General features: G+C 38.6%; 10 protein-coding genes and 1 pseudogene. 10 read left to right on the plus strand and 1 reads right to left on the minus strand.

Features of this window, described 5'->3' with window-relative positions:
- The 5 genes and pseudogenes from BLO53_RS19430 to BLO53_RS02425 all read left to right on the plus strand — a co-directional run.
- Window positions 1–191: pseudogene (locus BLO53_RS19430) on the plus strand (transposase); the annotation flags it as partial.
- Window positions 192–342: 151 nt separating this feature from the next.
- Window positions 343–2,121 carry a sensor domain-containing phosphodiesterase gene (locus BLO53_RS02410; RefSeq protein WP_092058898.1) on the plus strand — a complete coding sequence of 593 codons (1,779 nt, stop codon included), beginning with the start codon at window positions 343–345 and terminating at the stop codon, window positions 2,119–2,121.
- A gap of 108 nt (window positions 2,122–2,229) precedes the next feature.
- The gene (locus tag BLO53_RS02415) at window positions 2,230–3,057 is read left to right on the plus strand and encodes an exodeoxyribonuclease III (protein ID WP_092058900.1); all 828 of its coding nucleotides are present in this window, start codon (window positions 2,230–2,232) and stop codon (window positions 3,055–3,057) included.
- Window positions 3,058–3,131: 74 nt separating this feature from the next.
- The gene (locus BLO53_RS02420; RefSeq protein ID WP_092058903.1) at window positions 3,132–3,953 is read left to right on the plus strand and encodes a hypothetical protein; all 822 of its coding nucleotides are present in this window, start codon (window positions 3,132–3,134) and stop codon (window positions 3,951–3,953) included.
- A 192-nt stretch (window positions 3,954–4,145) separates the two neighbouring features.
- On the plus strand, window positions 4,146–4,592 hold the full coding sequence (locus BLO53_RS02425; RefSeq protein ID WP_092058905.1) for a hypothetical protein: 447 nt from the start codon (window positions 4,146–4,148) through the stop codon (window positions 4,590–4,592).
- A 142-nt stretch (window positions 4,593–4,734) separates the two neighbouring features.
- On the opposite strand, the gene BLO53_RS02430 is transcribed toward BLO53_RS02425, so the two are convergent.
- Window positions 4,735–5,625, minus strand: a complete 891-nt coding sequence (locus tag BLO53_RS02430) for a LacI family DNA-binding transcriptional regulator (RefSeq protein ID WP_092058907.1) — start codon at window positions 5,623–5,625, stop codon at window positions 4,735–4,737.
- 211 nt (window positions 5,626–5,836) lie between these two features.
- Between BLO53_RS02430 and BLO53_RS02435 the strand changes: the two genes are divergently transcribed.
- The 5 genes from BLO53_RS02435 to BLO53_RS02455 are packed head-to-tail and all read left to right on the plus strand — an operon-like array spanning window position 5,837 to window position 11,862.
- Complete coding sequence (locus BLO53_RS02435) at window positions 5,837–6,601, plus strand: hypothetical protein (protein ID WP_092058909.1); 765 nt, start codon at window positions 5,837–5,839, stop codon at window positions 6,599–6,601.
- A 14-nt stretch (window positions 6,602–6,615) separates the two neighbouring features.
- Window positions 6,616–8,292 (plus strand): glycoside hydrolase family 13 protein, encoded by a 1,677-nt coding sequence (locus tag BLO53_RS02440; RefSeq protein WP_092058911.1) that lies wholly within the window; start codon window positions 6,616–6,618, stop codon window positions 8,290–8,292.
- On the plus strand, window positions 8,289–9,740 hold the full coding sequence (locus BLO53_RS02445; protein WP_092058913.1) for a sugar ABC transporter substrate-binding protein: 1,452 nt from the start codon (window positions 8,289–8,291) through the stop codon (window positions 9,738–9,740). Before BLO53_RS02440 ends, BLO53_RS02445 begins: the two co-directional genes overlap by 4 nt.
- 11 nt (window positions 9,741–9,751) lie before the next feature.
- Complete coding sequence (locus BLO53_RS02450) at window positions 9,752–11,038, plus strand: carbohydrate ABC transporter permease (protein WP_092058915.1); 1,287 nt, start codon at window positions 9,752–9,754, stop codon at window positions 11,036–11,038.
- On the plus strand, window positions 11,035–11,862 hold the full coding sequence (locus tag BLO53_RS02455; protein ID WP_092058917.1) for a sugar ABC transporter permease: 828 nt from the start codon (window positions 11,035–11,037) through the stop codon (window positions 11,860–11,862). Before BLO53_RS02450 ends, BLO53_RS02455 begins: the two co-directional genes overlap by 4 nt.
- The last annotated feature ends 210 nt before the right edge of the window (window positions 11,863–12,072 follow it).

A 12,072-nucleotide genomic window follows, 5' to 3' on the forward strand; every position in this document is an offset into this window, starting at 1 on the left:
TCCGTAATGGTGCTGAGACAGTTCCGTCAATCCTGAAAAACGTCTATGGTGTAAACAAGATGTGTGTCCATGGAAAGCTCCGATGTAAATTTTTCTTTGGATGCAAAATAGCGGCATTGAATTTCAGAAAACTCTTTCGATATCGGAAGGGTCTGGGGCACTATGCTCCGAATCCGGTACTTGCCGGATGATTAATAGGGAATTCCCTGCCATATCCACACTTTGAGAGTAAAATACTCAAGTTTTACATCAAAAATCGGTTTGTATGAATTTTCAAGGAGCAGATAAATTTATGTAAAGGGCTTTTGACCCTTACATCATGGGATTAAAGGAGAAATTCTTTTGTATAAACTCCCTGAAGAGATAAAAAAATCATATGAGAGTCTTATAGTTCCTATGATCATTATGGGGCCTTCAGCAAGTGGTGGTTATGAGCCACTTGCTATTTCTGATGGCTTTCTAGAGTTTCACAGTTTATCCAGAGATGAATTATATGGCAATTATAATGAAAGGGAGAAAGAAATTTTTTTCGAGAAGGTTCATCCTGAAGAGAAGAAAAAGCTTCGCGCAATCAGCCTGGATTTTCTTGATAGGAAAACTGACTATGATATCACTTTCAGAGTGAGAATGGAAGATGGTTATCACCTGATCCATTCAACCGGCTACTGGCAGACAATGGAAGACGGGACAGATCTGGCTTTTTTGGTCTACAACGATGTTCAAAAGCATGAGAATAAATTTTTGGAAATTGCAAATAAGTATAAGCTGTTTCAAAAAGATGATTTCTATGTAGATGCCTTGACTAACCTTCCAAACTTAAACTATGTCAACAAGAATGGCGACAGCAAAATAAAGGAAATTGTAGAAAAAGGCAAAACTCCGGTATTTATTTACATAGATATAGATTCAATGCAGTCCTACAACAGAAGATATGGCGTTAAAAGAGGCGATGATCTTTTATACCTTGTAGCAAATATCCTTGTGGCAGAGTTCCACCATGGACTAGTTGCACGTATAGTTTCAGACCATTTTGGCGTTATTGATGAATATGATGGCGAAGAAGATATTGTAAGCAAAATTGAAAGTGTCAATTCCAAGGTAAAGATAAGCGCTTTTGGTACAACAACCGGATTAAATGTCGGAATATATGTAGGGAACAAGAATGTTTCGCTTACAGAATCCATTGATCACGCTATAAGAGCCAACAAACTTGTTGGTGAGGATTTGAAAAAGTATTATAGGTTCTATACTGTAGAAGACGATATTTTATATAATCACCAGAGATATATAATTGAAAACTTTGACAAAGCAATGGAAAAAGGCTGGATCAAGGTCTTTTACCAGTGCTTTTTGCGCATAGAAACCGGAAGTGGAATGGGTTTTGAAGCTCTTGCCCGTTGGATTGATCCAGAGAAAGGACTGATAAAACCAGATGATTTTATACCAGCACTTGAAAAATACCATCTTATGCATGAAATGGACCTCTACATGTTTGAAATGGTGTGTAAAGAGGTAAAAATCCGATATGATGAGGGACTTCCTCTTTTACCTGTTTCCATCAATTTCTCCAGGCAGGACTTTGACTATATAGATGTTATTGAAGAGATTAATAAGATTTATGACAAGTACGACATTGATCAGTACGGTATTGACAAGAGCTATTTTATCATTGAGATTACTGAGCAGGGTCTGGCTAAAGCCACAGATAAATTCTATGAACAGCTTAGAAAGATTCGTGAAAATGGCTATAAGCTCTGGGTTGATGATTTTGGAAGCGGATATTCATCCCTCAATGTATTTAGTAGTTTTGACATAGACCTTATCAAGTTTGATATGAGTCTTTTGATAAATCTTGATGCTCATAATGGTGCTAACAGAGTCATTCTAAAAGGAATGATAGATGTTGCTCACGAGCTAGGAATCCATACTCTTTGCGAGGGAATGGAAACTGAGGAACAAAAGAAGTTCCTTCTAAGTGTAGGATGTGAGCTGGGGCAGGGGTACCTATACCATAAACCAGAAGGCCTAGATACTATTCTGCATAGACTTCATCAGGATATTCCTATTCCGAAGTGGGAATCGGAAAAAGAGAGAATAGCTCAAGATAATAACTGGAAATGAAAAAGTAGAGCTGGCTTGATTTTCAAGCTGGCTCGTTTTTTTCTTTTCATTGGATAGCCAAAATTCATGTATAATGAAGAGTAACAATGTTAGAAAAGGAGTAATCTCATGAAATTCATATCCTGGAATATAGATTCAATAAACGCAGCACTTACAGGCACAAGCCCACGTTCAGACCTAAGCAGACAGGTTCTTGATACAATTGCAAAAGAAAATGCTGATATTATCGCCATTCAGGAGACCAAACTTCCGGAAAATGGCATGAATGCCAAGCAGGAAGAGGCGTTGAAGGCATATTTTCCTGACTATGATTATGTATATGTTAGTTCAAGAGAGCCTGCAAGAAAAGGTTATGCAGGAACTATGGCACTTTACAAAAAAGATATCAAGGTAGTAGCAAGCTTTCCTGAGATAGGTGCTCCTGATACCATGGACAGTGAAGGCAGGATGATCACATTAGAGCACGACAAGTTCTTTTTTAACCTGGTATATACTCCTAACGCAGGCGATGGCCTAAAAAGGCTGAAAGAGCGCCAGGAGTGGGACGTTCAGTACACGAAATACCTGAAATCACTTGATGAAGTTAAGCCCGTTATATCCTGCGGAGATTATAATGTGGCTCACGAAGAGATTGATCTTGCAAATCCTGACAGCAACCATATGTCAGCTGGTTTTACAGATGAAGAAAGAGCGGGCTTTACAAATCTTTTGGATGCGGGATTTACTGATACATTCAGGCATGTGCATGGCAACACCCCAAATGTGTACTCCTGGTGGGCTCAGCGTATCAAGACCAGCAAGATCAATAATTCAGGCTGGAGAATTGACTATTTCCTTGTCAGCAACAGAATAAAAGATAAGGTTACAAGGTCAGATATGCTAGATTCCGGAGCACGTCAGGATCATACTCCAATCGCCCTGGAGATTGAGCTATAGTGGCTTTTCCCTGCAACAAATACTCATGCCACGATGTATAATAGCAGTAATCAATTTCTCTAGGAGCATGTTTTATGTTTAAAAGAAAAAAATATTTGGCCCTTCTTCTGACTCTGGCTATATCTACATTCACACTATCAGGGTGTGCTGACTTTAGCTCTGATCCTGATGCAGAAACAATAAATCAGCTATTTGATGCTACTAAAGAAAGTCTTTATTATGCTACAAGCCTATCTGTTTCAGGATTTGGCCAATGTACTATAGATTGTAATTTTACGTCAACTACTGATACCAGCTCAACTTATGAAGGACTCGATGCCTATACAGCTATCGAGCATATTAATTTCTCTTTTAACCGACAATATGCCGGAACTAAAGACTATCGTAATACACTTGTAATAGATGATGCATATGAACAAAAAGACGATTCCATTACATCAATTTTTTTAGACTACAATACATATGATAAGTCAGAGAACTACGGATACACACTGGTGCAAGAGGTAAAAAACGGTGAAGAAACCTCAGCTGGTTCATATGCTGATAGTTGGGAACCTATTCCAGATGTGGATATTATGGAGTTATTATTACCAGATCTTGATAAATGCTCATTATATATAGATGAGTCAGAAGGATCCACTAATACGGTTGTGCTGAGCCAGAATCCTGAATATGGCTTTGAATATTATAAGCCTTTTTTAAAGGCTTTCAGCCAAAAGATAAACTACGATAAGATTGATAAAGTCAAATACACTTTTGACGCAAACACTCATATTTTAAAATACTTATGTATAACTGGGCATTATAGGGAGTCCAAAAAAGGCTTTACTTCTATTACGTATAATTCCACTTGTTATTATAGTATTGTTATCACAGTTGATAGCTACGAATTTTAATTTTTCTAAAATGGATCAGATTATCTGGTCCATTTTTTTCTAAAATACTTTAAGGCAGATGGAAAGCTTACCAGGAGTACCTGGATAACTGTTGGCGACGCTAAATACTATACAAAAACAACTGGTAAACTTGCATCATATGTTCATCCCAGACTGTATTATAGATATAACAATGTGGAGGAGATAGGAGATATGAAGAATGCTTCAAAGAAAACACTTGGTATTTTAATTTGTCTTTTTGTAATAATCATAAGTGTACTGGCAGTTGTAATTGGATATTTTAATAAGTCAGCAAACATAGATGGTACCCCTGTTGTGGTATTAACTTACAGCTACTGGTCGGATATTGAAGCAACCCCCAATGAATATACTAATGAATTCATTGATTTAAAAAAAGGTGAAGTCATATATGAATATGCCCATTATAAATTAACAGTAAAAAAAATCAGCGAAGATGCTGTTGTATTGTGTTCTTCGGGTGGACTTATTGAGCAAAATCCAGATGGAACAATAAATCTTAACGATAAGGGTCCAAAAACCTTTACTATCCCTGTTAACAGCGAAATGAAAATAGCCAGCCAGTCTATGGATGGGGGCGTGAGCCTGACTATCAGCTACCGTATTGAAGAAAAAGAATAATGAAAAATTTGCCCTACTGCTGACTTATAAAAAAACCAAAAATACTCGTAAAAGATGCGGAAAAAAATACCCACCTTACTGGTTGTCCAGTAAAGAGGGTACATATCACACTGGTACTGTAATAAGATGCCTGTGATAGCATTTAAAACACCTTGTACTCGTGCTTAACATCGAATTTCTTTTCTATTGCATTCATCATGATATTCATGGCCAAGTTGGCTTTTTTCTCAATATCATAATGGATGGTCTTAAGACCCTTGGAATAAACATGAAGATTATCTTCACAGGAAACTACAACTAAATCCTTGCATTTGACATTCTGCTGAATTATCATTCCCAGCTGCATTCCATAAACAAGGACCTTTTTGCTTTTTAATATAGAAAAGTCACTGTCTTCAAAATCTGAGAAAAAGAAAACATTTTCTCTTGGGAGATCTGCTAGGAGATAATCGCAATATCTTTTATTGTTGTATTTATCAATAACAAGACAGTAATCTTCACCCAGAATATCTCTGGCCTGCGCAGCGATGCTCTCCATGTCAGTATGTATCTGATAAAAAAGAAAATCGTTGATCATCATGTCAAGGCAAAGGATAGGGATGAAATACTGTCCTGACATCTGCTTGAACACAGATTCTTCCAAGTCTATAGCTATTATGCCATCAAGCCCCTCGATAGGTTTCTGATATTCTGCTGCAGATTCCAGTGGAATGAGCTGGCAATTGAAGCCAATCCTAAAAAACCTGCCAGCCAGAAGATTTATAAGAGAAAGAATCTCTGCGTTTCTAGAGGGAGTATCCGCCATGAGCGTATACATAACGCCGATAGTATAGGCGCCTTTTCTAGCATCTATATTCTTGTACTTCTCAGGAATACTGTAGTTGAGCAGATTTGCGACCTGTAGTACTTTCTTTCTGGTTACATCACTTATTTTAGTATCCTTTTTATCATTAAGTACATATGAAACTGTAGCTACTGATACACCGGCCTTTGCAGCAATATCCCGGACAGTAGCTTTCTTTTCGTTAGCCATGATTATAAGTCCTTCAGAATGTAAATAATATTAACGTGTTGGTAAGCTGGGTTAACATGTTAAGTTAATAATAGCAGAGGTGCCAGATATTGACAAGGGATATTCAAAGTGTTATTACTAATTTAACAGTTAAGTTAACAAACTTAACAAATTTAACAAGATATAAATGACAAAACAAAATCTAAATGAATGTGTAAAGGGAGGACTAAACATGAAAAAGAATGGATTAGTAACAAGAATTTTAACCGGAACAATGGCAACTTTATTTGTATTATGCGGGCTTGCAGGATGCGGAGAGAAAGATGTGCAGGAGGCACCCAAGGAAGATATCACTATTACTTTTATGAATCAGGATACAACTCTTGGTACAGCCAAGGTAGCAGCAGGTGAACTTTTGGATAAAGCTTCTTATGAAGCATTTGAACAGACAGAAGGGGCTGAATTTAATGGCTGGTTCGAGACTCCATCATATCTTGAAACCAGCAAAAAAGATCTTTCTGTAGATACCTTTGAGAAAGACACAACTCTTTACGGAGATTTTAGAGCTAATAGTGTAGCAGAAGATACAAGACACTGGTATATTGCGGGTTCATCCAAGAAAGGTACACTTGCACTTAACAACTGGGCTGGAAGCCTTAGCGATGAAGAAAAAGCTACATTTGAACTAGTTCCAACTGGAAATGCTACTAATGAATTTGCTCTGACTATTGATCTTTTTGAAGGTGACGAATTTCAGATCATAGCAGACTGGTCATGGGATACACAGAAGGGCTTTGGTAAGTTTACAGAAATAGATGAGTCTCAGATGGAAAATGCCGGAGGCCTTGCCGGAACTGATGACAAAGCAAATGTTAAGGTTCTGACTGATGGTAACTATACAATTACTCTTACAACAAATCCTGATAACCAGGCTCAGGATACTCTTTCAATAGTAAGAAATTCTGATCCATTGACTGATGGAACAGCAAATGAGTAAAAGGAGCTGCTTAAATGAACCAGTTTGCACTTTTACACATTACAGATTCGGAATACTGTTTTCCCGTATCTGAAAATGAAATTGTCATAAGGCTTCGCACAGCCAAAAATGACATAGAAAGAGCATATATTATCTACGAGAGCAAATATGTTATTGGAAATAGTCAGCAAAAGCTTCAGATGAAAAAGGAATTATCCGGAGAGCTTTACGACTACTTTTCAATCAGTCTTAAGCTAGAGGACACCAGGCTTGCATATGTCTTTTACCTTTATGATGGAAAAGAGTATTACTATTTTTCTGAGGATGGCGCAACACTCACATATGATTTCACCAAGGGCTTTTACAATTTTTTCCAGTATCCCTACATTAACAGCGCTGATATTCTTAAAAAAGAAGAATGGTTGTCGCAGGCCAGCTTTTATCAAATCTTCATAGACAGATTCTGCATGGCAGATGAAAACAAAGATAAGAACTATATTAACCTTAAGTGGGGCGATATCCCTAATCCCAAGAGCTTTGCGGGAGGTGATCTTAAGGGGATCATCTCCAAGCTTGACTACATAAAAGCGCTTGGATGTGATGCCCTTTACCTTACACCTATTTTCAAGTCTCCTTCCAATCACAAGTATGACATTGTGGATTACTTTGATGTAGATCCAGATTTTGGAGACAAGACAGATCTTAAGAATCTGGTAAAAGAGCTACACAACAGGGAAATGAAGCTTGTTCTGGATGCAGTTTTTAACCATGTAAGTGAGCTTAATGATAAATTCCAGGATGTGATTTCAAAGGGAAAAGAGTCTGAGTATTACGATTGGTTCGTTATAAAGGGCGATTATCCTTGCGCTGAGCCGCTAAACTACGAGGTTTTTGCAGGATGCACCTATATGCCCAAGTGGAATACCTCAAATATCCATGTTCAAGACTATCTGATTTCTATCGCCACCTATTATATCAAGGAGTTTGATATAGATGGGTGGAGACTGGATGTATCTGATGAAATAAGCCACGATTTTTGGAGAAGGTTCCGAAAGGAAGTTAAAGCAGCAAAAGAATCAGCGGTGATCATAGGTGAAAACTGGCATAATGCTAGTAATTACCTAAGGGGAGATCAATATGACAGTATTATGAACTATGCTTTTACTAAGGCTGCATTAGATTATTTTGCTTATGGACAGCTTGATGCTCAGGGAGTAGCCAATAAGCTTAATGATATCCTGGCGAGAAATACTGATACTGTCAATGATATGATGCTAAATCTCCTTGATAGTCATGACACAGACAGATTTTTTAGCGAAGTTCATGAAGACAGAAAGAAGCTTAAGGCTGCGCTTACTCTTTTGTATATGTTTCCAGGTGCGCCATCTATTTTTTATGGAACAGAGTGCTATACTGTTGGAGGTTATGATCCAGATTGCAGAAGATGCATGGATTTTGCAAAAGAAAAAGAGGATACTCTTAATGATTACATAAAAAAGCTTGCTGATATAAGAAAAAAGTGCAGCTTCAAGTTCAGCGGAACCCGCATTTATGCTTCGGAGGATAAAAAGCTCTTTTGCCTTCAGAGGCAGAGTAGAAACGGTGACGTGATGCTGTATATAAATGAAACAGATAGCATTGGAAAAGAAAAAGATATTCAGGTAGAACCTGGAAACTTCAGATTATTTGTTTGTGGAGGAGAAGTACTATGAGAGGATTAAAGAAAGCGTTCGCGCTGCTACTTATATCATCACTTGGCGTCAGCATGACAGCGTGTGGAAGCGATAACACAAAGGCAGGCACTGATTCTGCAAATAGTGAGGTGATCACACTTCGCATTCTTGAAAATGATACTGCCAAACAGGAAGGATACCTTGATGAACTCTTGTCTGCTTTTAATGAAGCATATAAAGATAAAGGAATTCAGGCGGTTGATGCAAACATGGAGGAATACAGCAATCTGGCAGAAAACGGCCCTTACGGCTACGGACCTGACGTGCTTTATCAGGCCAACGATAAGTTGATGGCATATGCAGAAGATAAGCACATCCTGGCACTTAACAGGGATGATTTTGAGTGCGCAAGTCTCATCCCGGAAGAAGCATGGGATGCCTTTACCATAGCAGTCGACGGCAAACAGTACACCTGCGCCATTCCTGTCAATGTTCAGGAGCCAATGCTCTTTTATAGAAAAGATAAGCTGCCTGAAGGCTGGGAAGCCCAGTGGGATGAGGATGGAGATAAGACTCCGGATTTCCTTCAGAACTGGAGCAGCTTGTACCAGTATTCACAGCAAATTGTAGAATCCTCTGATGGTCAGAACTATGGTCTTGTTGCTTCCTGCAAAGATCTTTACATGATGGCGCAGTTTGACTTTTCTTACGGCGGATATGTTTTTGGAAAAGATGAGAATGGGCTTACAAAGGCAGAGGATGTAGGCTTTGGCAAAGGAGATGCTGCTAAGGGACTGTTAGCTCTTCGCCAGTTTGCAGGTCTTATGAATGAAGAGTGTATAGATGATTCAATTGCTCAGAATAGATATGCCAAGGTTGCTGATGGAACTTATTTTTGCTCTATTTCAACTCCAGATACCTATGTCCTTTTCCATGACAGGCTTGCTGATGTATATAAAGCTGAGGGAAGTAGTGACGAAGAAGCTGACCAAAAAGCTACTGAGAATCTTGGAATGGTGGAACTTCCTGGTAAAATGCCTGCAGATGGAGATTTAAGTAAAAAGGAAGATACCGTTGATACTGTAGTAATGGGCGGTGTTAATGGCTATGGAATCAGTGCTTATACAGAGCACAGAGAGGCCTGCATTGAGTTCGTAAACTTTGCAACAAGTAGAGAAATGATAAAGAGAAGGGCCGAAATTCTTGGAGTTGCGCCAACAAGGTCAGATGTAGCACAGGAAATGGGTGGAACAACAAGTATGATCTTTGATAGTCTTAACGCCGGACATATAAGCCTTATGCCGTCTGTTAAGGCTGTTGATCAGATATGGGATCCTATGGGAACCCTTCTTAGTGATGTGGCCAAGGATGCCTTTAGAGAGAAAAAAGGTGAAACTGTCAAATATGCAGATGAAGCTTCCATGCAGGAGGCACTGGATAAAGCATCAAAGAGTATCTACGATGCAATCTATACTTTGTCTAATTAAGGGAGCTTAACATGGATTCGAGAAATATAAAGACAAAATGCTCCTACGTCATCATGGGGCTTGGGCAATTCCTGTACGGACAGAGAATAAAGGGAATGCTTTATATGGCAGTGCTTGCCTTATATTTGTGGTATCTTTTTACTGCAGGATTTGGTGATATGGCAGGTTTTTTTACCCTTGGAACAATAGAAGGTGATCCATGGCTTGGCACAAAGGGTGATGACTCTATCATCATGATGTTAAGAGGAATATTGGCATTTCTGATACTTATTTCGGTCATAGTATTTTATCTTTCTAACATAAAAGATGTTAGAAACACAGAAAAGCTAGTGGAGCAGGGCAAGCCTGTTCCCGGCTTTTTGGCATCATTGCAGCTGTTTGTGGATAAAAAATTTTATGTTGTGGCGCTGTTTCTTCCTGTTGCGGGAGTTGCACTGTTCAACGTGCTTCCTATTATTTTCATGATCCTTATTGCTTTTACAAACTATGGCGGAGATATCGTTCCTCCCAAGCTTGTGGATTGGATAGGATTTGGGAATTTCATACAGATTTTTTCCCTGTCAGAAATAAAGGATACTTTTCTAAAGATACTTGGATGGAACGTAATCTGGGCCGTGTGCGCAACAACTCTTAACTATTTTGGAGGTTTGTTTCTTGCACTTCTTCTGAATAAGAAATGTGTTAGGGGAAAGACCTTTTGGAGAGCCTTTCCTATTCTTGCCTACGCTGTTCCGGGATTTATTACCCTTCTGGGATTTAAGTTTATGTTCTCTTATGGTGGCCCGATCAATTACTACCTGAAAGTTATGGGACTTGCGCCGGTAGGCTTTTTGGATATTGATGCCGGATGGAAAGCCAGAATTATAGGGCTATTGGTTAATGCCTGGATATCAATACCTACTTCAATGTTGCTGGCTACAGGAATTCTTTCAAATATGAATAATGAACTCTATGAGGCAGCCAGTCTCGATGGAGCAGGCAGATGGAAGCAGTTTACAAAGCTCACACTTCCTTTTGTGGTATTTTCTACAACGCCAACGCTGATCACTAGCTTTGTAGGGAATTTCAATAACTTCGGTGTGTTCTACTTTCTAAGGGGAGGTCTTTATCTGGATGATTATTTCCTGGCAAGTGACACAGACCTTCTCATCAACTGGCTCTATAATCTGTCTATTGACAATAATTACTACGGAATAGGCGCAGCAGTCAGCCTTATCATTTTTATTATTACTTCAGTGATTTCTCTGGTGACTTACGTGAATTCATCAGCATTTAAAAAGGAGGATACTTTCAGATGAAAAAAGAACGACTTTCAGAAGCTGTCGTTACACATATAGTACTTATCTTTGTATCCTTCATTTTCTTTTTTCCAGTGCTGTGGCTTGTATTGGCTTCTTTTTCAGCCTCTGGATCAATTTACGATTATGATGGATTTTTTCCTAAAAGTTATAGTCTGGGGACCTATATCAAATTGTTTACAGATACCCAGATGTATGACTATCCAAGCTGGCTCAGGAATACTCTTTTTGTGGCTGTTTTCTCCTGTGTGCTATCTACAGTACTAGTGATTCTGACTGCATATACAATGAGCAGATTCAGATTCAAAATGAGAAAGCCTCTTATGAAGGCAACGCTGGTACTTAGCATGTTTCCAAGCTTTATGGGAATGACGGCGGTTTATCTTATCATGATCAACTTCAATCTCATAAACAATCTGTGGAGCCTGATACTGGTGTATTCTGCAGGGGCACCTATGGGTTATCTTGTTCAGAAAGGGTATTTCGATACAATAAGTAATTCAATCTATGAGGCTGCCAGAATTGACGGAGCATCTAATCCAACTATCTTTTGGAAGGTTACAATGCCTCTTTCAAAGCCTATTTTAGTATACACAGCTCTTACATCTTTTGCTTGGCCATGGAGCGACTTCATTCTCCCAAACATGCTCCTTAAAAATAGGGACCTCTGGACCGTAGCAGTAGGGCTAACACATCTTGGAGAGACGGAGTTTTCAAGATTTGCGGCAGGAGCGATATTTATCGCGGTGCCGATTGTAATCCTGTATTTCTCTTTATCAAGATTCCTTATTTCTGGAGTATCCGACGGGGCAGTAAAGCAGTAGAGGAAAAGAAGTTGACATACAGTTGTCAGAAAGTTATACTAAAAACTAAATATTTTCTGAAAGCGATTTGAATTATGAAAAAACTTGATCTCGTCAATTCAATGCTAACTATTAAATCCATGAACAAATTTGATCAGGGATTTATTGTTAATGCATTTGATGAGGACGAGATAAATGCTTAGGTTTATACATTTTTAGCATTTTCATATT

Origin of the sequence: Butyrivibrio sp. INlla14 (genome assembly GCF_900102515.1) — a bacterium.
Taxonomy (GTDB): Bacteria; Bacillota; Clostridia; order Lachnospirales; family Lachnospiraceae; genus Butyrivibrio.

Bases quoted from the DNA above. Each gene is read 5' to 3' on its own strand.
- BLO53_RS02415 (WP_092058900.1), top strand. From the start codon at position 2,230: ATGAAATTCATATCCTGGAATATAGATTCAATAAACGCAGCACTTACA.
- BLO53_RS02420 (WP_092058903.1), top strand. From the start codon at position 3,132: ATGTTTAAAAGAAAAAAATATTTGGCCCTTCTTCTGACTCTGGCTATA.
- BLO53_RS02425 (WP_092058905.1), top strand. From the start codon at position 4,146: ATGAAGAATGCTTCAAAGAAAACACTTGGTATTTTAATTTGTCTTTTT.
- BLO53_RS02430 (WP_092058907.1), bottom strand. From the start codon at position 5,625: ATGGCTAACGAAAAGAAAGCTACTGTCCGGGATATTGCTGCAAAGGCC.
- BLO53_RS02435 (WP_092058909.1), top strand. From the start codon at position 5,837: ATGAAAAAGAATGGATTAGTAACAAGAATTTTAACCGGAACAATGGCA.
- BLO53_RS02440 (WP_092058911.1), top strand. From the start codon at position 6,616: ATGAACCAGTTTGCACTTTTACACATTACAGATTCGGAATACTGTTTT.
- BLO53_RS02445 (WP_092058913.1), top strand. From the start codon at position 8,289: ATGAGAGGATTAAAGAAAGCGTTCGCGCTGCTACTTATATCATCACTT.
- BLO53_RS02450 (WP_092058915.1), top strand. From the start codon at position 9,752: ATGGATTCGAGAAATATAAAGACAAAATGCTCCTACGTCATCATGGGG.
- BLO53_RS02455 (WP_092058917.1), top strand. From the start codon at position 11,035: ATGAAAAAAGAACGACTTTCAGAAGCTGTCGTTACACATATAGTACTT.